This window comes from Mycobacterium sp. GA-2829 (assembly GCF_001499965.1).
Lineage (GTDB): Bacteria > Actinomycetota > Actinomycetes > Mycobacteriales > Mycobacteriaceae > Mycobacterium.
This window is the reverse complement of record NZ_LQIT01000021.1, coordinates 23708-46112: the sequence shown is the minus strand read 5'-3', so window position 1 is coordinate 46112 and position 22405 is coordinate 23708. Positions and strand designations below refer to the sequence as shown.

24 protein-coding genes are annotated in these 22405 nt (G+C 69.1%); 17 read left to right on the top strand and 7 right to left on the bottom strand.

The genetic code is table 11. The features are described 5' to 3' along the window. Positions 1 to 42: 42 nt before the first annotated feature. From AU194_RS14265 to AU194_RS14235, 7 genes are all read left to right on the top strand, one after another. The gene (locus tag AU194_RS14265; RefSeq protein WP_059089908.1) at positions 43 to 681 is read left to right on the top strand and encodes a TetR/AcrR family transcriptional regulator; all 639 of its coding nucleotides are present in this window, start codon (positions 43 to 45) and stop codon (positions 679 to 681) included. A 309-nt stretch (positions 682 to 990) separates the two neighbouring features. Next, positions 991 to 1365: a 30S ribosomal protein S12 gene (gene rpsL / locus AU194_RS14260; RefSeq protein ID WP_011558401.1), complete on the top strand. Its 375-nt coding sequence runs from the start codon at positions 991 to 993 to the stop codon at positions 1363 to 1365. Further along, positions 1365 to 1835 (top strand): 30S ribosomal protein S7, encoded by a 471-nt coding sequence (rpsG, locus tag AU194_RS14255; protein ID WP_011558402.1) that lies wholly within the window; start codon positions 1365 to 1367, stop codon positions 1833 to 1835. Before rpsL ends, rpsG begins: the two co-directional genes overlap by 1 nt. A gap of 69 nt (positions 1836 to 1904) precedes the next feature. Continuing rightward, on the top strand, positions 1905 to 4010 hold the full coding sequence (gene fusA, locus AU194_RS14250; RefSeq protein WP_082698650.1) for an elongation factor G: 2106 nt from the start codon (positions 1905 to 1907) through the stop codon (positions 4008 to 4010). Positions 4011 to 4087: 77 nt separating this feature from the next. After that, the gene (gene tuf, locus AU194_RS14245) at positions 4088 to 5278 is read left to right on the top strand and encodes an elongation factor Tu (RefSeq protein ID WP_059089907.1); all 1191 of its coding nucleotides are present in this window, start codon (positions 4088 to 4090) and stop codon (positions 5276 to 5278) included. Between the two features lie 120 nt (positions 5279 to 5398). Then, positions 5399 to 6226 (top strand): cutinase family protein, encoded by an 828-nt coding sequence (locus tag AU194_RS14240; protein ID WP_059089951.1) that lies wholly within the window; start codon positions 5399 to 5401, stop codon positions 6224 to 6226. Positions 6227 to 6296: 70 nt separating this feature from the next. Beyond that, positions 6297 to 7121 (top strand): SHOCT domain-containing protein, encoded by an 825-nt coding sequence (locus AU194_RS14235; protein ID WP_059089950.1) that lies wholly within the window; start codon positions 6297 to 6299, stop codon positions 7119 to 7121. Here AU194_RS14235 and AU194_RS14230 read toward each other — a convergent pair whose 3' ends face one another. Then, positions 7122 to 7955, bottom strand: coding sequence for a universal stress protein (locus AU194_RS14230; protein WP_059089906.1), 834 nt, complete (start codon positions 7953 to 7955; stop codon positions 7122 to 7124). It abuts the gene before it with no gap. A gap of 122 nt (positions 7956 to 8077) precedes the next feature. Here AU194_RS14230 and AU194_RS14225 point away from each other — a divergent pair, with 122 nt between their 5' ends. Beyond that, positions 8078 to 8929, top strand: a complete 852-nt coding sequence (locus AU194_RS14225; RefSeq protein WP_082698649.1) for a mycofactocin-coupled SDR family oxidoreductase — start codon at positions 8078 to 8080, stop codon at positions 8927 to 8929. Here the strand turns inward: AU194_RS14225 and rocD are convergent. Together rocD and ddaH are read right to left on the bottom strand one after the other, a co-directional pair. Then, the gene (gene rocD / locus AU194_RS14220; RefSeq protein ID WP_197417625.1) at positions 8916 to 10124 is read right to left on the bottom strand and encodes an ornithine--oxo-acid transaminase; all 1209 of its coding nucleotides are present in this window, start codon (positions 10122 to 10124) and stop codon (positions 8916 to 8918) included. The two genes, AU194_RS14225 and rocD, sit on opposite strands and share 14 nt — an antisense overlap. 5 nt (positions 10125 to 10129) lie before the next feature. After that, positions 10130 to 10927, bottom strand: coding sequence for a dimethylargininase (gene ddaH / locus AU194_RS14215; protein WP_059089904.1), 798 nt, complete (start codon positions 10925 to 10927; stop codon positions 10130 to 10132). Between the two features lie 113 nt (positions 10928 to 11040). On the opposite strand from ddaH, the gene AU194_RS14210 reads away from it, so the two are divergent. Next, the gene (locus AU194_RS14210; protein ID WP_059089903.1) at positions 11041 to 11487 is read left to right on the top strand and encodes an Lrp/AsnC family transcriptional regulator; all 447 of its coding nucleotides are present in this window, start codon (positions 11041 to 11043) and stop codon (positions 11485 to 11487) included. Between the two features lie 23 nt (positions 11488 to 11510). Then, on the top strand, positions 11511 to 12716 hold the full coding sequence (locus AU194_RS14205; protein WP_197417624.1) for an NAD(P)/FAD-dependent oxidoreductase: 1206 nt from the start codon (positions 11511 to 11513) through the stop codon (positions 12714 to 12716). 24 nt (positions 12717 to 12740) lie between these two features. Here the strand turns inward: AU194_RS14205 and AU194_RS14200 are convergent, their stop codons facing one another. The 3 genes from AU194_RS14200 to mftR all read right to left on the bottom strand — a co-directional run bounded on the left by AU194_RS14200 (position 12741) and on the right by mftR (position 15221). After that, positions 12741 to 13994: a VOC family protein gene (locus tag AU194_RS14200; protein WP_059089901.1), complete on the bottom strand. Its 1254-nt coding sequence runs from the start codon at positions 13992 to 13994 to the stop codon at positions 12741 to 12743. Then, positions 13991 to 14509, bottom strand: coding sequence for an RNA polymerase sigma factor (locus AU194_RS14195; protein ID WP_059089900.1), 519 nt, complete (start codon positions 14507 to 14509; stop codon positions 13991 to 13993). Before AU194_RS14195 ends, AU194_RS14200 begins: the two co-directional genes overlap by 4 nt. A gap of 100 nt (positions 14510 to 14609) precedes the next feature. Beyond that, complete coding sequence (mftR, locus tag AU194_RS14190) at positions 14610 to 15221, bottom strand: mycofactocin system transcriptional regulator (protein WP_059089899.1); 612 nt, start codon at positions 15219 to 15221, stop codon at positions 14610 to 14612. A gap of 94 nt (positions 15222 to 15315) precedes the next feature. Here mftR and mftA point away from each other — a divergent pair, with 94 nt between their 5' ends. From mftA to mftG, 7 genes are all read left to right on the top strand, one after another. After that, positions 15316 to 15408 (top strand): mycofactocin precursor MftA, encoded by a 93-nt coding sequence (gene mftA, locus AU194_RS14185; protein WP_082698648.1) that lies wholly within the window; start codon positions 15316 to 15318, stop codon positions 15406 to 15408. A 2-nt stretch (positions 15409 to 15410) separates the two neighbouring features. Beyond that, positions 15411 to 15698, top strand: a complete 288-nt coding sequence (mftB, locus tag AU194_RS14180; protein WP_059089897.1) for a mycofactocin biosynthesis chaperone MftB — start codon at positions 15411 to 15413, stop codon at positions 15696 to 15698. Next, entirely contained in the window at positions 15695 to 16882 is a 1188-nt protein-coding gene (mftC, locus tag AU194_RS14175; RefSeq protein ID WP_059089896.1) for a mycofactocin radical SAM maturase, read from the top strand. The genes mftB and mftC overlap by 4 nt, the downstream gene beginning before the upstream one ends. Positions 16883 to 16888: 6 nt before the next feature. Continuing rightward, a complete protein-coding gene (mftD, locus tag AU194_RS14170; protein ID WP_059089895.1) occupies positions 16889 to 18082 on the top strand; it encodes a pre-mycofactocin synthase MftD in 1194 nt (397 codons plus the stop codon). Between the two features lie 87 nt (positions 18083 to 18169). Beyond that, positions 18170 to 18901 (top strand): mycofactocin biosynthesis peptidyl-dipeptidase MftE, encoded by a 732-nt coding sequence (gene mftE / locus AU194_RS14165; RefSeq protein WP_059089894.1) that lies wholly within the window; start codon positions 18170 to 18172, stop codon positions 18899 to 18901. Beyond that, positions 18898 to 20310 carry a mycofactocin biosynthesis glycosyltransferase MftF gene (mftF, locus tag AU194_RS14160; protein WP_059089893.1) on the top strand — a complete coding sequence of 471 codons (1413 nt, stop codon included), beginning with the start codon at positions 18898 to 18900 and terminating at the stop codon, positions 20308 to 20310. Before mftE ends, mftF begins: the two co-directional genes overlap by 4 nt. A gap of 7 nt (positions 20311 to 20317) precedes the next feature. Next, positions 20318 to 21754 carry a mycofactocin system GMC family oxidoreductase MftG gene (mftG, locus tag AU194_RS14155; protein ID WP_369804117.1) on the top strand — a complete coding sequence of 479 codons (1437 nt, stop codon included), beginning with the start codon at positions 20318 to 20320 and terminating at the stop codon, positions 21752 to 21754. Here mftG and AU194_RS14150 read toward each other — a convergent pair. After that, entirely contained in the window at positions 21741 to 22403 is a 663-nt protein-coding gene (locus AU194_RS14150; protein ID WP_059089892.1) for an aspartate/glutamate racemase family protein, read from the bottom strand. The two genes, mftG and AU194_RS14150, sit on opposite strands and share 14 nt — an antisense overlap. Between the last annotated feature and the right edge of the window lie 2 nt (positions 22404 to 22405).

Here is a 22405-nt window from a genome sequence, read left to right as displayed (position 1 = left end):
GACCGCTTTCGGCGATCGGCGACGACGAAGGGTGAACAGCACATGCCGGCTCAACCGGACCCGCGACAGGCGGGCGGTCGGGCGCGTGCAGCGGCCAGGACCACCCGTCTGAGCCGTGACTCCATCGTCAACGCCGCACTGACCTTCCTGGACCGCGAGGGCTGGGACGCGCTGACCATCAACGCGCTGGCCACCCAGCTCGGCACCAAGGGGCCGTCGCTGTACAACCATGTGCACAGCCTCGACGACCTGCGGCGCACCGTGCGGATGCGGGTCGTCGGCGACATCATCGACATGCTCAACACCGTCGGCGGTGGCCGCACCCGCGACGACGCGGTGATGGCGATGGCCGGGGCCTACCGCAGCTACGCCCACCACCACCCGGGCCGCTACTCGGCGTTCACCCGGATGCCGCTGGGCGGCGACGACCCCGAGTTCACCGAGGCCACCCGCGCCGCGGCCACCCCGGTGATCGAGGTGCTGGCCTCCTACGGCCTCGACGGCGAGGACGCGTTCTACGCCGCCCTGGAGTTCTGGTCGGCCATGCACGGGTTCGTCCTGCTGGAGATGACCGGGGTGATGAACGGCCTCGACACCGACGTCGTGTTCACCGACATGGTGCTGCGCCTGGCCTCGGGTATGGAACGCCGCAACGGTGGCGTGGGGGCTGACCTGCGGTAAGCGCCGGTCAGAGCGCTGCGGGTACCGTCGGGAACGACTTTTGGAGCGACGGGGCCACCCTGGTATTGTGGGGGATCGTGCCTGGCCGTCGAGGCGCATGCGACGGGGTGAGAACCAGACAGCATGCCCACATGCCGGGCCAATTCGCATGTCTACCACGCAGCGGAAAAGCTTCGAGGTGTGCGCGTGCGACACGCCCGGACGCGGGGGACGCGGACGGGCTGAAACAGCAGTACAGAGACCTGAGCAGTACAGATACAGACGCAACGAACACGTAGCACCACCCGAAAGAACACAGAAAGCCGGTACATGCCAACCATCAACCAGCTGGTCCGCAAGGGTCGCCGCGACAAGATCGCCAAGGTGAAGACCGCGGCCCTCAAGGGCAGCCCGCAGCGTCGTGGCGTGTGCACCCGCGTGTACACCACCACCCCGAAGAAGCCGAACTCGGCGCTTCGCAAGGTCGCGCGCGTGAAGCTGACCAGCCAGGTCGAGGTCACCGCCTACATCCCCGGTGAGGGCCACAACCTGCAGGAGCACTCCATGGTGCTGGTGCGCGGTGGTCGTGTGAAGGACCTCCCCGGTGTGCGTTACAAGATCATCCGCGGTTCGCTCGACACCCAGGGCGTGAAGAACCGCAAGCAAGCGCGCAGCCGCTACGGCGCCAAGAAGGAGAAGAGCTGATGCCGCGCAAGGGCCCCGCACCCAAGCGTCCGTTGGTCAACGATCCGGTCTACGGGTCGCAGCTGGTCACCCAGCTGGTCAACAAAGTGTTGCTGGACGGGAAGAAATCGCTGGCCGAACGCATTGTTTATGGTGCGCTCGAGCAGGCCCGCGACAAGACGGGCACCGATCCGGTGGTCACCCTCAAGCGCGCTCTCGACAACGTCAAGCCCGCCCTCGAGGTGCGCAGCCGCCGCGTCGGTGGCGCGACCTACCAGGTGCCGGTCGAGGTTCGTCCCGACCGCTCCGTCACGCTGGCCCTGCGCTGGCTGGTGAGCTTCTCGAAGGCCCGCCGGGAGAAGACCATGGTCGAGCGTCTGGCGAACGAGATCCTCGACGCCAGCAATGGCCTGGGTGCCGCCGTCAAGCGGCGTGAGGACACCCACAAGATGGCCGAGGCCAACCGCGCCTTCGCGCACTACCGCTGGTGACGTGACGTCCCCGCGGAGCTGCGGGGACGGTCAGACAACAGCAACTACCAAGCGAGAGAGAAGACTTCTGTGGCACAGAAGGACGTGCTTACCGACCTGAACAAGGTCCGCAACATCGGCATCATGGCGCACATCGATGCCGGCAAGACCACGACGACCGAGCGCATCCTGTACTACACGGGCGTCAACTACAAGATCGGTGAGACGCACGACGGTGCCTCGACCACCGACTGGATGGAGCAGGAGCAGGAGCGCGGCATCACCATCACCTCCGCCGCGGTGACCTGCTTCTGGAACGACAACCAGATCAACATCATCGACACCCCGGGCCACGTCGACTTCACCGTCGAGGTGGAGCGCAGCCTGCGCGTGCTCGACGGTGCCGTCGCCGTCTTCGACGGCAAGGAAGGTGTCGAGCCGCAGTCCGAGCAGGTCTGGCGGCAGGCCGACAAGTACGACGTCCCGCGCATCTGCTTCGTCAACAAGATGGACAAGCTCGGCGCCGACTTCTACTTCACCGTGCGCACCATCGAGGAGCGCCTCGGCGCCAAGCCGCTGGTCATCCAGCTGCCGATCGGCGCGGAGAACGACTTCATCGGCATCATCGACCTGGTCGAGATGAAGGCCAAGGTGTGGCGCGGCGAGACCGCCCTCGGTGAGAAGTACGAGGTCGAGGACATCCCCGCCGACCTCGCCGACAAGGCCGACGAGTACCGGACCAAGCTGCTCGAGACGGTCGCCGAGACCGACGAGGCGCTGCTCGAGAAGTACTTCGGTGGCGAAGACCTCACGGTCGAGGAGATCAAGGGCGCGATCCGCAAGCTGACGGTCGCCTCCGAGCTGTACCCGGTGCTGTGCGGCAGCGCGTTCAAGAACAAGGGCGTGCAGCCCATGCTCGACGCGGTCATCGACTACCTGCCGTCGCCGCTGGACGTCGAATCCGTGCAGGGTCACGTGCCCGGCAAGGAAGACGAGGTCATCAGCCGCAAGCCGTCGGTCGACGAGCCGTTCTCGGCGCTGGCGTTCAAGATCGCCGTGCACCCCTTCTTCGGCAAGCTGACCTACGTGCGCGTCTACTCCGGCACCGTCGAGTCCGGGTCGCAGGTCATCAACTCGACCAAGGGCAAGAAGGAGCGGCTGGGCAAGCTGTTCCAGATGCACGCCAACAAGGAGAACCCGGTCGAGCGGGCGTCCGCGGGTCACATCTACGCGATGATCGGCCTGAAGGACACCACCACCGGTGACACCCTGTGCGATCCGAACCAGCAGATCGTGCTCGAGTCGATGACCTTCCCCGATCCGGTGATCGAGGTGGCCATCGAGCCCAAGACCAAGAGCGACCAGGAGAAGCTCGGCACGGCGATCCAGAAGCTGGCCGAAGAGGATCCCACGTTCAAGGTCCACCTGGACCAGGAGACCGGCCAGACCGTCATCGGCGGTATGGGCGAGCTCCACCTCGACATCCTCGTCGACCGCATGCGGCGCGAGTTCAAGGTCGAGGCCAACGTCGGTAAGCCCCAGGTGGCCTACCGCGAGACCATCAAGCGCAAGGTCGAGAAGGTCGAGTTCACCCACAAGAAGCAGACGGGTGGCTCCGGCCAGTTCGCGAAGGTGCTCATCGACCTCGAGCCGTTCAGCGGCGAGGACGGTGCGACCTACGAGTTCGAGAACAAGGTCACCGGCGGTCGCATCCCGCGCGAGTACATCCCGTCGGTGGATGCCGGTGCCCAGGACGCCATGCAGTACGGCGTGCTGGCCGGCTACCCGCTGGTGAACGTCAAGGTGACCCTGCTCGACGGCGCCTACCACGAGGTCGACTCCTCGGAAATGGCGTTCAAGGTCGCCGGTTCCCAGGTGTTGAAGAAGGCCGCCCAGGCGGCCCAGCCGGTGATCCTCGAGCCCATCATGGCGGTCGAGGTGACCACACCCGAGGACTACATGGGTGAGGTGATCGGCGACCTGAACTCCCGCCGTGGTCAGATCCAGGCCATGGAGGAGCGGTCCGGTGCGCGCGTCGTCAAGGCGCAGGTGCCGCTGTCGGAGATGTTCGGCTACGTCGGCGACCTCCGGTCGAAGACCCAGGGCCGGGCGAACTACTCCATGGTGTTCGATTCGTACGCCGAAGTTCCGGCGAACGTCTCGAAGGAGATCATCGCGAAGGCGACGGGCCAGTAACCGTCTCCTTCTCGGACCACAACTGAAAACCCAAAACCTGCTGTAAAAAGCACCAACAAGTCCAGGAGGACACAGAAGTGGCGAAGGCGAAGTTCGAGCGGACGAAGCCGCACGTCAACATCGGGACCATCGGTCACGTTGACCACGGCAAGACCACGCTGACTGCAGCAATCACCAAGGTTCTGCACGACAAGTACCCCGAGTTGAACGAGTCGCGCGCATTCGACCAGATCGACAACGCGCCTGAGGAGCGTCAGCGCGGCATCACGATCAACATCTCGCACGTCGAGTACCAGACCGACAAGCGCCACTACGCGCACGTCGACGCCCCCGGTCACGCCGACTACATCAAGAACATGATCACCGGCGCTGCCCAGATGGACGGTGCGATCCTCGTGGTCGCCGCGACCGACGGCCCGATGCCGCAGACCCGCGAGCACGTGCTGCTGGCCCGCCAGGTCGGCGTGCCCTACATCCTCGTCGCGCTGAACAAGTCCGACGCCGTCGAGGACGAGGAGCTCATCGAGCTCGTCGAGATGGAGGTCCGCGAACTGCTGGCCGCCCAGGACTTCGACGAGGACGCCCCGGTCGTGCGCGTCTCGGCGCTCAAGGCGCTCGAGGGTGACCCGCAGTGGGTCAAGTCCGTCGAGGATCTGATGGACGCCGTCGACGAGTCGATCCCGGACCCGGTCCGCGACACCGATCGTCCGTTCCTGATGCCCGTCGAGGACGTCTTCACGATCACCGGCCGCGGCACCGTGGTCACCGGTCGTGTCGAGCGCGGCGTGGTCAACGTGAACGAGGAAGTCGAGATCGTCGGCATCCGCCCCGGCACCACCAAGACCACGGTCACCGGTGTCGAGATGTTCCGCAAGCTGCTCGACCAGGGCCAGGCCGGTGACAACGTCGGTCTGCTGCTGCGCGGCATCAAGCGCGAGGACGTCGAGCGTGGCCAGGTCGTGGTCAAGCCCGGCACCACCACCCCGCACACCGAGTTCGACGGCCAGGTCTACATCCTGTCCAAGGACGAGGGCGGCCGCCACACGCCGTTCTTCAACAACTACCGTCCGCAGTTCTACTTCCGTACCACGGACGTGACCGGCGTGGTGACCCTCCCCGAGGGCACCGAGATGGTGATGCCCGGTGACAACACCGACATCTCCGTCAAGCTGATCCAGCCCGTCGCCATGGACGAGGGCCTGCGGTTCGCCATCCGTGAGGGTGGCCGTACCGTCGGCGCCGGCCGCGTGACGAAGATCCACAAGTAGTCCCCGGACTACGCCGAAGCGGCGCCCACCATCAGGTGGGCGCCGTTTTGCGTTGCGGGGTAACGCGGATCGCCGGTCCGCCGATAACCCTGGCAGTGATCTTCAGAAGGGTTGGGGTTCGTGTTTCGTCGTCTTCATGCATTGGCCGGTGCCGTCGCGCTCAGTGGCGCGGCGCTGCTCGGCGTGGCTGGTACCGCCAACGCCCAGCCGCAGTGCCCCGACGTCCACCTCATCGGGGCGGCCGGTTCCGGTGAGCGCGGCGCCGAGGTCTCGCTGAACGACGGGATGGGCCGGGTGGTCTCCCGCTCGCGCGCCGACCTGCAGCGGCTCGTCCAGAGCGACGGCCGCACCATGACCGCCGAGGCCGTCGTCTACCCGGCGACCGAGGTGCCCGCAGACGGCGGCATCCTCGACTGGGCCGGCTTCATCAGCAGCGTCGACGCCGGCACCGCCGCACTGGCCAACCAGTACGCGACGTTCGTGCAGCAGTGCCCCACCAGCAAGGTCGTGCTCGCCGGTTACTCGCAGGGCGCGATGGTCGTGCACCGCAACCTGCACACGCTCGGCACCAGCCCGAACTTCGCCGGTGCGCTGCTGGTCGCCGACGGCGACCGGCTGCCCACCGATCCCACCTACAACCTCGGCTCGGTCACCGCGGTCCCCGGTAAGGGCAAGGGCGTCGCGCAGGACTGGCCGATCCTCGCCCACGCGCCCGCGCCGCTGCCCGCCGCGGTCGGTGCGCGCACGATCAGCGTCTGCGACCTCGGCGACGCGGTGTGTGACTACGACCCGGACACCGACGAGATCACCGCGACCGCGGTCTCGGTGCACACCAGCTACGCCCGCTCGGCGAGCGGCGGCTACCCGTGGACCGCACCGCTGTACCAGCTGCTCGGCCCCGCGGCGTCCGCGCCGACGGCCGACACCATCGCCGTCGCGGCCGGCTGAGGTTTAGGCCGGTCCGGCGCCGCCCTTGCGGTTAGTCTGTGGTCGCCCGCGCGACCACAGGAGCATGGCCATGTCGATCTTCTGGCGCTACATCCGCATCCAACTGTTCGTGCTGCTGTGCGGCATCGTCGGCCCGATCTTCCTCGCGATGTACTTCGTGCTCGGGCCCGACTCGACAATCGAGTGGATGTTCTGGGCGGGGCTGCTGATCACCGCCGCCGACGTGCTGGTCGCCCTGGGCATCACCGCGTTCGGTGCGCATTCGGCCGCCAGGACTGCCGAACTCGAAGCGCGGGGTGTGTTGGCGCTGGCGCAGGTCACCGCCATTCACGACACCAACACCAGGATCAACGAACAACCGCTGGTCAAACTCGACCTGCACATCAGCGGTCCGGGGCTGACGCCGTTCGCCACTCAGGACCGCGTGGTGGCATCGGTGTCGCGGCAGGCCACGATCACCGGCCGCAGACTCGTCGCGATCGTCGACCCGGCCACCAACGAGCACCGGATCGACTGGGAGAGAAGCGCTCTGGTGGCCGGTCTGATGCCCGCGACGTTCACGGTCAGTGAGGACAACCGGACCTACGACCTCACCGGACAGTCCGGTCCGCTGCTCGAGATCCTGCAGATCCTCAAGACCCACGGCATCTCGATGAACAACATGGTCGACCTCCGCGCGAATCCCGCTGCACGCCAACAGGTCCAGACCGTCGTGCGACAGGCCGTCCAGCAGATGCCCGCGCCGGTGACGATGGCGCCGACCGGTCCGGTGGGAGCGCCGGCCGAACCGTCGACCGCGCAGCGCCTGCAGGAACTCGAGACGCTGCGCGCCACGGGCGCGATCACCGACGCCGAATACGCGGCCAAACGTCAGCAGATCATCGACTCCCTGTGATCAAGGCCCCGGCACCACCAGCACCGGGCGGTGCGCGCAGCGCAGCGTCGCGCGGGCGACACTGCCCAACAGCACCTGGCGGACCCCGGACTGCCCCCGCGAGCCCACCACCACCGCGGCCGCCCTGCGGTGGGCGGCGAAACCGGTCAGCGTGTCGGCGACGACGTGTTCCTTGTCGGCGTGCGGCACCTCGATGTGTTCGACGACGACACCCTCGGGCGGCGGTTCGGTGATACCGGGGCCCACCGACACCACGATCACCTGCCGGGCGGGGAACAGGTGCTGGGCGCCGGCCAGCGCGGTGCGCGCACCCCCGGACCCGTCCCAGCCGACCACGACCGGACCGTCGGCCAGCGCCTCGTACTCCTCGGACAGCATCGGCGCCGGTGCCACCAGCGTCGGCCGCGACGCGTAGTGCACCGCGGTCTCCGACACGCTGCCCAGCAGCGCCTGTGCACCGCCGAGCCCGCGTGAGCCGACCACCAGCACATCGGCCGAGACCTGTTCGGCCAGCTGCGCGAGCACCAAACCCTCACCGCCCCAAGACCTTTTCACCAGCGGTTCGGCGTCCAGGCCCGCGGCCTTGGCCAGTGTGGTGCCGGTGGCGGCGACACGCTGGGCCTCGTGCTCGCCCTCGCGTTCGGTGCGCTCGACCAACTCGCTGGCACTGCCGACCGTGGCCCGCAGCCGTTTACGCAGCCCCTCGCTGGCGAACGGCGGTGTCCACAACTGGGCGACCCAGGCGTGCGCCTGGGGGAGCAACCGGCCGGCCACCTCGATAGCCGCGGTGGCGGCCGGTGACCCGTCGAATCCGATGAGCACGCCGAGCGGCATGGTGTCCTCCCTTGATCTCGACCGATGGTATGCGCCGAACGGGCGCGGGTCACGCAACGTTCCTAGAACACGTTCCAGTTCTGCTGTTAGCCTGACGGCAGTTTCGAGCGAAAGGAGCGCCGGTGAGCGCAGTCGAGGGTCCGCTGGCAGGTCGGGTCGCGTTGATCACCGGGGCCGCGCGCGGTCAGGGTCGCGCGCATGCCGTTCGCCTCGCCGCCGACGGCGCCGACATCATCGCGATCGACATCTGCGCGCCGGTCGACGACACCATCACCTATCCGGCCGCGACCGCCGAGGACCTCGCCGACACGGTGCGCGCCGTCGAGGCCACCGGGCGCAAGGTGCTCGCCCGTGAGGTCGACATCCGCGATCTGGCAGCGCTGCAGCAGCTCGTCGCCGACGGCGTCGAACAGTTCGGCCGGCTCGACATCCTGGTCGCCAACGCCGGTGTACTGAGCTGGGGCCGGCTGTGGGAGATGACCGAGGAGCAGTGGACCGCGGTCATCGACGTCAACCTCAACGGCACGTGGAAGACCATCCGCGCCGCGGTGCCCGCGATGATCGAGGCGGGTAACGGCGGTTCGATCATCATCGTCAGCTCGTCGGCGGGGCTCAAGGCGACCCCCGGCAACGGCCACTACGCCGCCTCCAAGCACGGGCTGACCGCGCTGACCAACGGGCTGGCGCTCGAGGCGGGGGAGTACGGCATCCGCGTCAACTCCATCCACCCGTACTCCATCGACACCCCGATGATCGAACGCGACGCGATGATGGAGATCTTCGCCAAGCATCCGAGCTACCTGCACAGCTTCGCGCCCATGCCGCTCAAGGCAGCCAAGAACTCCACCGGCTCGCTCGGCGACTTCATGACCGCCGACGAGGTGGCCGACGTGGTGGCCTGGCTGGCCGGCGACGGGTCCGCGACGCTGTCGGGCAGTCAGATCGCCGTCGACCGCGGCGTCATGAAGTACTGATCACCTCGGCGAATCTGTCCACCGCCCAGTCGATCTCGGCGGCGGTGATGACCAGCGGCGGGGCGAACCGCAGCGTGGCGCCGTGGGTGTCCTTGACCAGCACCCCGCGCTGCGCGAGCGTCAGGCTGACCTGCTTACCGGTGCCCAGCGCCGGGTCGAGGTCGACACCGGCCCACAGGCCCCGCCCGCGCACCGCCGTCACCCCTTGACCGAGTAGCCCGCGCAGCCTGCCGTGCAGGTGCTCGCCGAGGTCGGTGGCCCGTCTCTGGTATTCGCCGGTGCGCAGCAGGTCGACGACGGTCGCGCCGATCGCCGCGGCCAGCGGGTTGCCGCCGAACGTGGAGCCGTGCTCGCCCGGATGCAGTACGCCGAGCACGTCGCGGTCGGCGACCACCGCGGACAGCGGCACCACGCCGCCGCCGAGCGCCTTACCCAGCAGGTACACGTCGGGCACCACACCCCAGTGGTCGCAGGCGAACGTGCGCCCGGTCCGCGCCAGCCCGGACTGGATCTCGTCGGCGATCATCAGGACCCCGCGGTCGGTGCACAGCCGTCGCACCCGGGGCAGGTAGTCGTCGGGCGGGACGATGATGCCCGCCTCGCCCTGGATCGGTTCGAGCAGCACCGCGACGGTGTTCTCGTCGATGGCCGCGGCCAGCGCGTCGGCGTCCCCGAACGGCACCAGCCGGAACCCGGGCGTGTACGGGCCGAAGCCGCGGCGCGCGGTGTCGTCGTCGGAGAAGCTGATGATCGTGGTGGTGCGGCCGTGAAAGTTGTTGTGCGCCACGATGATATTCGGGTTCGTGACGCCCTTGACGTCGGTGCCCCACTTGCGGGCGACCTTGATACCGCTCTCGACGGCCTCGGCGCCGCTGTTCATCGGCAGCACCATGTCCTTGCCGCACAGCTCGGCCAGCGCCCGGCAGAACGGGGCCAGCCGGTCGGAGTGGAACGCGCGGCTCACCAGGGTGACCGCGTCGAGCTGCGCGTGTGCGGCCGCGATGATCCGCGGATGCCGGTGGCCGAAGTTCACCGCCGAGTACGCGGCCAGGCAGTCGAGGTACCGCCTGCCCTCCACATCGGTGATCCAGGCGCCCTCGGCGGAGGCGGCGACCACCGGCAGCGGGGAGTAGTTGTGCGCGACGTACCGGGCGTCGAGGGCGATCAGCCCGTCGGTTGCGGTCGTGTGGTCCATGAGGGTCACGGGTGTACCTCCAGCGTGCAGCATTTGACCGAGCCCCCGCCCTTGAGTAGTTCGGACAGGTCCACCCCGATGGGCGCGAAACCGGCCGCCCGCAGTTGCTCGGCGAAACCGGTTGCGGCCGCGGGCAGTACGACGTGGTGGCCGTCGGAAACCACGTTGAGGCCGAGCACGTGGGCGTCGGCGTCGGCGACCTCGATGGCGTCGGGGTACAGCGCACGCAGGCGGTCCCGCGACGGGGTGTCGAAGGCGGGCGGGTAGAACGCGATCGTGCTGTCGTCGAGGACGGCCAGTGCGGTGTCGAGGTGGTAGAAGCGGGGGTCGACGAGCCGGAGGCTGACCACGGGCAGGCCGACCGCGGCGGCGATCTCGTCATGGGCGCGGCGGTCGGTGCGGAACCCGTGTCCCGCCAACAGGATTCGGCCGGCCACCAGCAGATCGCCCTGACCCTCGTTGGTGTGCCGGGTCTCGACCGGGGTGTAGCCGTGCCTGCTCATCCACTCGGCGTAGGCCGCCGATTCGGCGGCGCGTTGCGGGTGGGCGAACCGGGCGACCACCGCATGGCCGCCGACCAGCAGTCCGCCGTTGGCGGCGTAGACCATGTCGGGCAGGCCGGCGACCGGTTCGACGAGTTCGACGGTGTGGCCCAATTCCTTGTAGGTGCGGCGCAGCGCCTCCCACTGGTCGAGGGCGCGGTGGGGGTCGACGGGGATGGTGGGGTCCATCCACGGGTTGATGGCGTAATCGACGGCGAAGAATGTCGGCGGGGTCATGACGTAGTGGCGGATCCGCTGCATGAGCCGACCATATGGGGGCCTGGAGGCGCAAACAATCGCCGAGCATTGCGTCCTGACGCCCGATCTGTTGTGCTTACGGCGGGTATGCAGTGATTTATTGCGCGGGAGGCCGAATGGACCGGTTGGACGACACCGACGAACGCATCCTGGCCGAACTCGCCCAGCACGCCCGGGCCACGTTCGCCGAGATCGGTCAGCGGGTCAACCTGTCGGCGCCCGCGGTCAAACGCCGGGTGGACCGCATGCTCGACGACGGGGTGATCCGCAACTTCACCACCGTCGTCGACCGCAACGCCGTCGGCTGGAACACCGAGGCCTACGTTCTGGTGTACTGCCACGGAACCATTGCGCCGGAACGGCTTCGGGCCGCGTGGGCGGACATCCCCGAAGTGGTCAGCGCGGCCACCGTCACCGGCACCGCCGATGCGATCCTGCACGTCCTCGCCCGCGACATGAGCCATCTCGAGGAGGCGCTCGAACGCATCCGGTCCAGCGCCGACATCGAACGCAGCGAGAGCATCGTGGTGCTGTCCAACCTCATCGAGCGGGCCAGGCCCTAGAGAGTGCACAGGGTGGCGTACCGATCCGGGCGTCCATCGTGTACAACCACCACGTGAGCACTTCAGGTGGCATCGTCATCGTCGGCGGCGGTCTCGCGGCGGCCCGCACCGCCGAGCAACTGCGGCGTTCGAACTACTCCGGGCCGGTCACCATCGTCAGCGACGAGGACCACCTGCCCTACGACCGGCCGCCGCTGTCGAAGGAAGTGCTGCGCGCCGAGACCGACGACGTCACGCTCAAACCCGCCGAGTTCTACTCCGAGAACGACATCACGGTGCTGCTCGGCGCCGGTGCGGCCGGCCTGGACACCACCGCGCAGAAGATCACGCTGACCGACGGCCGCGAGATCGGCTACGACGAGCTGGTGATCGCGACGGGCCTGGTGCCCAAGCGGATTCCGTCGTTCCCCGATCTGGCGGGCATCCACGTCCTGCGCAATTTCGACGAGAGCCTCAAGCTGCGCCAGGAGGCCGGGTCGGCCCGGCGCGCCGTCGTGATCGGCGCCGGGTTCATCGGCTGCGAGGTCGCCGCGAGCATGCGCAAACTCGGCGTCGACGTGGTGCTGGTCGAACCGCAGCCCGCACCGCTGGCGTCGGTCCTCGGGGCTCAGATCGGTGAGTTGGTCGCCCGGCTGCACCGCGCCGAGGGCGTCGACGTGCGCTGCGGCGTCGGGGTGTCCGAGGTCCGCGGTGAGGACAAGGTGCGCACCGTCGTGCTGTCCGACGGCTCCGAGGTCGAGGCCGACATCGTGGTCGTGGGCATCGGCTCGCGCCCCGGCACCGACTGGCTCGACGGCAGCGGGATCACCCTCGACAATGGTGTGGTGTGCGATTCGCAGGGCCGCTCGAGCGCACCGCACGTGTGGGCCATCGGTGACGTCGCCTCGTGGCTCGACACCGTCGGCAACCAAGTGCGCGTTGAACACTGGAGCAACGTCGCCGACCAGGCGCGGGTGCTGGTGCCCGCGATGCTCGGCCAGGACATCCCCGCCGTGGTGTCGGTGCCGTACTTCTGGAGCGACCAGTACGACGTGAAGATCCAGTGCCTCGGCGAACCCGAGGCCGACGACACCGTGCACATCGTCGAGGACGACGGCCGCAAGTTCCTGGCGTACTACGAACGCGACGGCGTGGTCGCCGGCGTGGTCGGCGGCGGGATGCCCGGCAAGGTCATGAAAACCCGCAACAAGATCGCCAACGGCGCGCCGATCGCCGACGTGCTGGGCTGAGCTGTTTCGCGCGAGAAATGGCCGTCAGAACTGGCCGAGGTAGAACCGCGCGCCCTGATCGTCGACGCATTCGGCGGAGATCCCGTAGTGCTGCCGGGTGGGTTCCTGCAGCACCGACCCACCGGCTTCGCGGACCCGGCGCACCGCGTCCTCGATGTCGGTGACCGTCCACTGCGGCACCGTCGCCGACCGCGCACTGCCGCCCGCGATGCCCGTCATCGGATGCGCGTGCTCGACCTGCCACCCGTCGGCGATGCGCCCCGACTCGAACGTCCACGACAGCACCCGCCCGTAGAAGTCGCGGAACAGCGCCGAATCGACCACCTCGTGGGTGAGGTAGGACAGTTCGCCGGGTCCGGTGCCGTTGAGCGCGGGCCGCGGGGTCGGGCGTGCCGGCGTGAACACCGCGAACGCGTTACCCAGCGGATCGGTCGCGTCGAGCGTCGTCCCGAAATCGTGTTCGGTTGTGGCGCCGACGGTCCCGCCCGCCGCGATGATCGCCCCGCGGGCCTCGTCGAGGTCGTCGACCGCGTAGCAGCAGAACAGTGTCGCCGGGCCCGCGCCCGCGAAGATGCCGGTGGGCAGGTCGGTGTTGGTGATCTGCCGCGTCGTCGGGTCGTAGCGCCACCCGAGCACGTGTCCGTAGAACGCGGCGGCACGCTCGGCGTCGGGCGCCCACACCGACACATAGCCCAGGTCGCCGTGCCGAATCCTGGCGCCGACGCCGGTGACCGGGCCGGACAGCATCCAGCGATGCCCGAACGGGTCGATGATCGCGGCGGTGCGCGAGCCGTGGTCCTCGTAGGGTTCGCGCTGCACCTGCGCGCCGCGTTCGCGGGCCCGGTTCAGCGCGGCGTCGGTGTCGGCGACCTGCAGCAGCAGACTCACCGAAACCTCTTCGGGCGCAGGCGCTTTCAATCCCAGCTCGGGGAATTCGTCGGCCAGGTAGAGCTCGCCGCCCGCCAGCGTGAGCTCCGCATGGCCGATGCGGCCGTCGTCCATCACGATCGGGGCGCCCGCCTGCCGCGCGCCGAACACGTCGACGTACCAGTCGATAGCCGCGCGGGCATCGCCGACGGCGAGGTAGGGCAGTGCGGCGGGCCGCGCGATCGCGGCCACAGCGGTATCGGTGCCACTCATCTCCACTCCTTCTGTGCGATTCGGCAATCTGAGTGCCGACTCCAGCCGCGCGCGCAGCCGGGCCGCGAACGCCGGGTCGGGGTCGACCGGGAGCTCGTCACCGTGCATTACCCACAGCGGGTCCGGGTGGTCGGTCACGGTGTGCTCCCCTCCGGGTAGTGCGAGCGGAAGGCGCGACGGGCCCGGACCAGCAGAGCCTCGGTCGCGTGCACGGTGCGGCCGATCAGCTCCGCGCATTCGGGCACCGTGCAGCCGTCGAGGTAGCGCAGCGACAGGACCGTGCGGTGGTGCTGGGGCAGTTGCGCAAGCACGCTCTCGGCGACGATGCGGTCCAGCTGCGCGTCCCAGTCGTCGTGCGGCTCACCGGGTTCGGGCACCTCGGCGACTGGGATGCTGTTGCGGTCGTGCCGTCGGCGGTAGTGGTCGGCGAGTTTGTGTCGCGCCACCCCGATCAGCCAGGGGACGCCGATCGGCGCCGTCGAGCCCCGCCTGGCTGCGTCCATCGCCGCCAGGAACGTCTCCGAAGTCAGGTCCTCGGCGGTCCCGCGGTCGGCCACCCGCCGGACGAAGTAGCCGTACACCGCCGGCAGGGCGTCGTCGTAGAGCGCCAGCAGGGCCCGCGGGGGGTCGTCGCTCCCGGTTTCGCCGCTCACACTCTCATCGTCGCCGTTGCGTCCGATACTCCGACGCCCATTTCTAGAGTGATTTCGGTGTAGTTCGTTGCGCTCACCGCAACGAACTACACCGAAATCGCTAGCGGAGGGCGCGCAGGCCGTCGCGGACGGTGTCGAACGCGGTCCCGAGCACCTGGTCCAGCGCCGCCGCCTCGTCGGCCAGCCACTGCTCGTAGGCCGACAACGCCACCCCGAGCATCGTCCACGCCACCGTCTGCGGCACCAGGTCGGCGGGGGAGAGGCCGACGCGGGCGGCCACGAAATCGGCGACGACGGCCCGCCAGCCGGCGTACATGGTCATCGAATACGCCTGCAGCGCATCGGTTTGCAGGATCAGGCGCATCCGCTCGCGGTGCCGGGCGGTCTCGGCGGCGTCGTACCGGTTGAACGCGAGCAGGGTCTCGCGCAGCGCCTCGTCGAGGGGGACGGCCGGGTCCAGATCGTCGAACAGTTGACGCATGTGCTCGAGGTGGGCGTCGAAGTCGCCCCACGGGATCGCGTTCTTCGACGAGTAGTAGCGGAACAGTGTGCGCCGGGCGATCCCGGCGGCGGCCGCGACGTCGTCGACGCTGACGTCGTCGAAGCCCCGCGCGGCGAAGAGTTCCAGGGCGACGTCGGTGATGTGGTCCTGGGTGGTGGAGCGTCTTCTACCCACACGAGGGCCCACGCGAGGCGCGGAATCCTGTCGCATGGAAACCCACCCTTCCGTTCTGGCACCCGATGCCATATCGTAGGCGACCTAGGTCACAATCCACTGCGACCCTACTCGACGAAAGGCAGTGCTCATGGAGCCCAATCAGCACACCGAAGACACCGAACTCGTCACCGAGACCCTCGTCGAAGAGGTCTCCATCGACGGGATGTGCGGGGTCTACTGACCGTGACGGCGCCTGTTGCGTTCGACCCCGATCTGCGGTGGCGACTGCACCACCAGGTGGCGGTGCGGCCCGAACCGTTCGGGGCGCTGCTCTACCACTTCGGGACCCGCAAGCTGTCGTTCCTGAAGAACCGCACGATCGTCGACGTGGTGAACTCGCTGGCCGACCACCACGACGCCCGGTCGGCTTGTCGCGCAGCGGGTATCGACGACGCGCAACAGGCGCCGTACCTGCACGCCCTCGGCGTGCTCGTCCAATCCAAGATGCTCGTCTGCGAGGAGACGCGATGACGTCCACACTCCCGGCGCCGGTTCCGCGCCTGGTCGATCAGTTCGAGCGCGGCCTCGACGCGCCGATCTGCCTGACCTGGGAACTCACTTACGCCTGCAACCTGTCATGTGTGCACTGCCTGTCCTCCTCGGGCAAACGAGACCCCCGCGAACTGTCCACGCAGCAGTGCAAGGACATCATCGACGAGCTCGAGCGCATGCAGGTGTTCTACGTGAACATCGGTGGCGGCGAACCGACTGTGCGCCCGGACTTCTGGGAGCTGGTCGACTATGCGACCGCCCACCACGTCGGGGTGAAGTTCTCCACCAACGGGGTGCGCATCACCCCCGATATCGCCGCGAAGCTCGCCGCCAGCGACTACGTCGACGTGCAGATCTCCCTCGACGGCGCGACCGCCGAGATCAACGACGCTGTCCGCGGCCCCGGGTCGTTCGCGATGGCCGTGCGGGCGCTGGAGAACCTCGCCGACGCGGGGTTCAAGGACGCGAAGATCTCCGTCGTCGTCACCCGGCACAACGTCGATCAGCTCGACGATTTCGCGGCGCTGGCGAACCGTTACGGCGCCACGCTGCGCATCACCCGGCTGCGGCCGTCGGGCCGCGGCGCCGACGTGTGGGACGACCTGCACCCGACCGCCGAGCAGCAGGTGCAGCTCTACAACTGGCTGGTCGCCAAGGGTGAGCGGGTGCTCACCGGCGACTCGTTCTTCCACCTCTCGGGGCTGGGCGAACCGGGTGCGCTGGCCGGACTGAACCTGTGCGGTGCGGGCCGGGTGGTCTGCCTGATCGACCCCGTCGGCGACGTCTACGCCTGCCCGTTCGCCATCCACGACAAGTTCCTGGCCGGAAATATCCTGTCGGACAACGGTTTCCAGAACGTCTGGCAGAACTCGCAGCTGTTCCGCGAACTGCGCGAACCGCAGTCGGCCGGCGCCTGCAGCGGCTGCAACCACTACGACGCCTGCCGCGGCGGCTGCATGGCCGCCAAGTTCTTCACAGGTCTGCCGCTCGACGGACCCGACCCCGAGTGCGTCCAGGGATACGGTGCGCCGGCCCTCGAGGTCGACCGCGTCAAGCCGAAGCCCAGCGGTGACCACTCCCGCGGGACCAAACTGACCGGTCCCATCCCGCTCAAACTGCTGACCAAGCCGCCCGCTCGGCTCTGTAACGAAAGTCCGGTGTAACTCCAGATGGCCCGCGATACCTGGTTCGAAACCGTCGCCATCGCGCAGCAGCGTGCGAAGAAACGCCTGCCCAAGTCGGTGTACTCCTCGCTGATCTCCGCCAGCGAGAAGGGCGTCACCGTCTCCGACAACGTGGAGTCGTTCTCGGAGCTCGGATTCGCCCCGCACGTGGTGGGCGCCGCGCAGAAGCGTGACATGGCGACAACGGTGATGGGGCAGGAGATCTCCCTGCCGGTGATGATCTCGCCGACCGGCGTGCAGGCCGTCGACCCCGACGGTGAGGTCGCGGTCGCACGCGCCGCCGCCGCGCGCGGCACCGCGATGGGGCTGTCCTCGTTCGCCAGCAAGCCGATCGAAGAGGTCATCGCGGCCAACCCCAAGCTGTTCTTCCAGATCTACTGGCTGGGCGGGCGCGAGGCGATCCTCGAGCGGGCGCAGCGCGCCAAGGAGGCCGGGGCGGTCGGGCTGATCGTCACCACCGACTGGAGCTTCTCGCACGGCCGCGACTGGGGCAGCCCGAAGATCCCCGAGCAGATGAACCTCAAGACGATGTTGAAGATGTCGCCGGAGGTGCTCACCAAACCCCGCTGGCTGTGGGATTTCGGCAAGACCATGAGCCCGCCCGACCTGCGCGTGCCCAATCAGGCCCGCCGCGGCGAGCCCGGCCCGCCCTTCTTCCAGGCCTACGGCGAGTGGATGGGCACACCGCCGCCGACCTGGGAGGACATCGCGTGGCTGCGTGAACATTGGGACGGTCCGTTCATGCTCAAGGGCATCGTGCGGGTCGACGACGCCAAACGCGCTGTCGACGCGGGGGTTTCGGCGATCTCGGTGTCCAACCACGGCGGCAACAACCTCGACGGCACGCCCGCCGCGATCCGCTGCCTCCCGGCGATCGCGGATGCGGTCGGTGACCAGGTCGAGGTGCTGCTCGACGGCGGCATCCGCCGTGGCAGCGACGTCGTCAAGGCCGTCGCACTCGGTGCGCGTGCGGTGATGATCGGCCGCGCCTACCTGTGGGGGCTGGCCGCCAACGGGCAGGCGGGCGTCGAGAACGTGCTCGACATCCTGCGCGGCGGGATCGACTCGGCGCTGATGGGTCTCGGCCATTCGTCGATCCACGATCTGACCCCGGACGACATCCTGATCCCGGCGGGTTTCACCCGTGCGCTCGGCGTACCCACTGGTGAGGGGAGTTGAGCCGTCCCGTGCTGTGACGCAGGGGGCGGACGGTGCTGCCGGGAGGAAATCAGTGAATCCCATGCGCCAACAACCGGCGCACGCCAGGTGAATTCGGCCTACCATCGCGGGGTGGCTTCTCCCAGCGAACTTGGGAACTCGACGTCGAGGCAGCTGCGCAGCACGTCGGCGGCGTTGATGGTTCCCTTAGGTTCCACCGAGCAGCATGGACCCCATTTACCGCTGGACACCGACACCCGCATCGCCACCGCGGTGGCCCGCGAGGTGGTGCGCGCATTGACGTCGTCGTGGTCACTGGCGCCCGCCGTCGGCTACGGGGCCAGCGGCGAGCACGAGAGCTTCCCCGGCACCATCTCGATCGGGACCGCCGCGCTGCGCCAGCTGCTGGTGGAGTTCGGCAGGTCGGCCACCAACTGGGCCACGCGCGTGCTGTTCCTCAACGGCCACGGCGGCAACACCGAGGCGCTGGCGGGGGCTACCGCGCTGCTGCGGTCGGAGGGCCGTGACGTGGCCTGGTGCCCGTGTCTGGCCGCCGGCGCCGACGCGCACGCGGGCCACACCGAAACGTCCGTACTGCTGCACATCTCACCCGAGCACGTGCACACCGAACACTGGCAGCGTGGCAACACCGCACCGCTGCGGGAACTGATGCCCGCGCTGCGGCAGGGCGGGGTGGCGGCGGTCAGCGAGGTCGGCGTGCTCGGCGACCCGACCACGGCCACCGACGCCGACGGCGCCCGGTTGTTCGACGAAATGGTGCGGCACTGCACCGACCGCATCGCACGCTGGACCCCCGACGCCACCGGGATGCTGCGGTGACCGGGCCGCGGCTGCCCGACGGGTTCGCAGTCCAGGTCGACCGCCGGGTCAAGGTGCTCGGCGAGGGCGCCGCGCTGCTCGGCGGCTCACCCACCCGGCTGCTGCGGTTGGCGCCCGCCGCCCAGACCATGCTGTGCGACGGCCGCCTCGAGGTGAACGACGCCAGGAGCGCGCAGCTGGCGCGGACCCTGCTCGACGCGACCGTCGCCCACCCGCGCCCCGCGAGCGGACCGTCACACCGCGATGTCACCGTCGTTATCCCGGTGCGCGACAACCTGTTCGGAGTCCAGCGGCTGCTGTCGTCGCTACGCGGACTGCGGGTCATCGTCGTCGACGACGGTTCGGCGATCCCCGTCGAGCTGACCGATATGGCCGGATTGCACTGCGATGTGCGGGTGATCCGGCACGACCGCAGCCGGGGGCCCTCAGCCGCGCGCAACACCGGTGCCGCGGCCGCCACCACCGACTTCGTGGCATTCCTGGATTCCGATGTGCTGCCCCGCCGCGGCTGGCTCGAGGCGTTGCTGGGCCACTTCTGCGATCCGGCGGTCGCGCTGGTCGCACCCCGCATCGTCGGACTGCGCACCGCCGACAACGTGGTGGCGCGCTACGAGGCGGTGCGGTCCTCCCTCGACCTCGGGCACCACGAGGCGCCCGTGGTGCCCTACGGTCCGGTGTCCTATGTGCCGAGCGCCGCGATCATCTGCCGGCGCCGTGCACTCGAAGAGGTGGGCGGCTTCGACGAGACCCTGACCTCTGGCGAGGACGTCGACCTGTGCTGGCGGCTCGTCGAGTCGGGCGCCCGGCTGCGGTACGAGCCGATCGCGCTGGTCGCCCACGACCACCGGACCGATCTGGGGGAGTGGTTCCTGCGCAAGGCGTTCTACGGGAAATCCGCGGCACCGCTGTCGGTCCGCCACCCGGGGAAGACGGCGCCGATGGTGATCTCGGCGTGGACGCTGCTGGCCTGGGTGCTGATGGCGATGGGCAACTCCCTCGGCTACGCCGCGTCGGTGCTCGCCGCCGGATGGGGTGCCCGACGGGTGGCCAGCTCGCTGCGCGCGGTGGAGACCGAACCACGGCAGGTCGCCGCGATCGCCGCACACGGGCTGTGGTCGGCTGCGCTGCAGTTGGCCTCGGCGATCTGCCGTCACTACTGGCCGATCGCACTGCTCGCCGCGTTGGTGTCGCGGCGCTGTCGGCAGGCGGTGATCGTCGCGGCGGTGGTCGACGGTGTCGCCGACTGGGCGGCGCGACGCGGCACCACCGACGACGACACCAGACAGGTCAACCTCCTGACCTACGTGCTGCTGCGGCGGCTCGACGACATCGCCTACGGGCTGGGGTTGTGGACCGGGGTGGTGCACGAACGCCACCTCGGCGCGCTCAAACCGCAGATCCGGGCATAAGGCCGCGTTGTCGATCTTTGGCGACGTGGTGGTCGTCGGCGCCGGAAGCGCGGGATCCGTGCTGGCCGAACGGCTTTCGCGAGACCCTGATTGCCGGGTGGTGGTGGTGGAGGCCGGACCCGCCCCGTCCGATCCGCGGGTGGCCCAGCAGATCAGCGACGGGCTGCGGCTGCCGATCGGCGCCGCCAGTTCCGTGGTCCGCCACTACCTCACCACCCTCACCGACACCCCGCCGCGGCGGACCCAGATCACCCGCGGTGCGGTGGTCGGCGGATCGGGCGCGGTCAACGGCGGCTACTTCTGCCGCGGGCTACCCGCCGACTTCGACGGGTGGGGGATTCCCGGGTGGACGTGGCGCGACGTGCTCCCGCACTTCCGGGCGATCGAGACCGACCTCGACTTCGCCGGCCCGCTGCACGGCGCCGACGGCCCCATCAAGGTCAGCCGGGTCACTGATTTCGACGGCTGCACCGCATCATTCGTCGAGGCCACCCGGGAGGCGGGTTTCCGGTGGCTCGACGACCTGAGCGGACTCGACACCGGGATGCCCGCCGACGGGGTGGGTGCCGTGCCGCTCAACATCGAGCGCGGGACACGCCTGGGACCGGGCGGGGCGTTCCTGCGGCCCGCCGCCGACCGCGACAATCTCCTGCTGCTCGCCGACACCCGCGTCACCGGGGTGCGGATCACCGGCGGCCGCGCCGTCGCGGTCGAATGCACGGGTCCGGCGGGCGTCCGAACCGTGTCGGCCGATCGAATCGTGTTGTGCGCGGGCGCGATCGGTAGCGCGCAACTGCTGATGCTGTCCGGTGTCGGACCTGCTGATCCGTTGCGGGCGTTGGGGATCCGGGTGTGGTCGGATCTGCCGGTCGGTGCGTCGACCTCCGACCACCCGGAATGGGTGATTCCCGTCGGGTGGACACCGACCCACGACCTACCGCCGCTCGAGGCGGTGCTCACCACCGCCAACGGCCTCGAGATTCGGCCCTACACATCGAGTTTCGCGGCGATGGTGCACGGTCCGGACCATGACCCGGCGGACCGTCCGCACATCGGGGTCGCGTTGATGCGGCCCCGGTCGCGTGGCCGGGTCAGGCTCGCATCCGCCGATCCGCTGGTCCCGCCGGTCATCGAGCACCGCTACGACACCGCACCCGACGACGTGGCCGAACTGGCCGCCGGCGCCGAACTCGCGTACGAGATCATCGGTGCCACAGCCACTTCCGGTGAACCTTCCTGGTCGACATCGCAGCACCTGGCGGGCACCGCGCCGATGGGCGCCGACGACGATCCACGCGCCGTCCTCGACGAGCAGTGCCGGGTGCGCGGCGTCGACGGCCTGTGGGTGGTCGACGGTGCGGTGATGCCCGCCATCACCAGCCGGGGTCCGCACGCGACGATCGCGATGATCGGACACCGCGCCGCCGAGTTCATCGCGGGCTGAGCGGCCCCAGCGCCTCGGCCAGGCGGGTCGCGGCGGATACCCCATCGACCACCGGCACGCCCAGCCGCTGCGACAGCGGTGCGGCGAACCGGGCCATCGCCGCGCAGCCGAGCACGATCGCGCGGCTGTCGTCCGCGCGCAGCGCGTGCGCACACAACTCGGCGATCGGTTCGATGGTCGTCGGATCGCTGTCGATCCGCAGCACCGGGATGTCGCAGGCGTACACACCCAGACACGCGTTCGGGGTGTAGGCCTTGGCCAGCTGCCAACCGCGGGGCACCGTCGCCGACATCGAGGTGACCACCGAGAACGTGCCCGCCAGCAGGGTGGCGGCGTGCATGGCGGCCTGGGCGATGCCGAGTACCGGGGCGTCGGCCAGTGCCCGCGCCTCGTCGAGGCCTGGATCGCCGAAACACGCGATGACGTAGGCATCCGGCCGGTCCCGCTCGCGGTCGTGCGCATCCCGTACGACGTCGAGAAGATATGGGACACAACGCTGTTCGTCGGCGTCGTTCTCGATGCTGGGCGGTCCCTCGGCGGGGTTGAGCGCCTCGATCACCGTCTCGGGCCGGGCCACTGCCGCCGCACCGGCGGCGATCGCGGCGGTCATCGACGCCGTCGTGTTCGGGTTCACCAGAAGCAGCCGCACAC

Excerpts from the sequence above, each read along its gene's own strand:
- AU194_RS14235 (WP_059089950.1), top strand. The coding sequence starts at position 6,297 with ATGTCGATCTTCTGGCGCTACATCCGCATCCAACTGTTCGTGCTGCTG.
- mftD (WP_059089895.1), top strand. The coding sequence starts at position 16,889 with ATGGCCCGCGATACCTGGTTCGAAACCGTCGCCATCGCGCAGCAGCGT.
- AU194_RS14230 (WP_059089906.1), bottom strand. The coding sequence starts at position 7,955 with ATGCCGCTCGGCGTGCTCATCGGATTCGACGGGTCACCGGCCGCCACC.
- ddaH (WP_059089904.1), bottom strand. The coding sequence starts at position 10,927 with ATGCAGCGGATCCGCCACTACGTCATGACCCCGCCGACATTCTTCGCC.
- mftR (WP_059089899.1), bottom strand. The coding sequence starts at position 15,221 with ATGCGACAGGATTCCGCGCCTCGCGTGGGCCCTCGTGTGGGTAGAAGA.
- mftA (WP_082698648.1), top strand. The coding sequence starts at position 15,316 with ATGGAGCCCAATCAGCACACCGAAGACACCGAACTCGTCACCGAGACC.
- rocD (WP_197417625.1), bottom strand. The coding sequence starts at position 10,124 with ATGGACCACACGACCGCAACCGACGGGCTGATCGCCCTCGACGCCCGG.
- AU194_RS14265 (WP_059089908.1), top strand. The coding sequence starts at position 43 with ATGCCGGCTCAACCGGACCCGCGACAGGCGGGCGGTCGGGCGCGTGCA.
- AU194_RS14210 (WP_059089903.1), top strand. The coding sequence starts at position 11,041 with ATGGACCGGTTGGACGACACCGACGAACGCATCCTGGCCGAACTCGCC.
- mftC (WP_059089896.1), top strand. The coding sequence starts at position 15,695 with ATGACGTCCACACTCCCGGCGCCGGTTCCGCGCCTGGTCGATCAGTTC.
- rpsL (WP_011558401.1), top strand. The coding sequence starts at position 991 with ATGCCAACCATCAACCAGCTGGTCCGCAAGGGTCGCCGCGACAAGATC.
- rpsG (WP_011558402.1), top strand. The coding sequence starts at position 1,365 with ATGCCGCGCAAGGGCCCCGCACCCAAGCGTCCGTTGGTCAACGATCCG.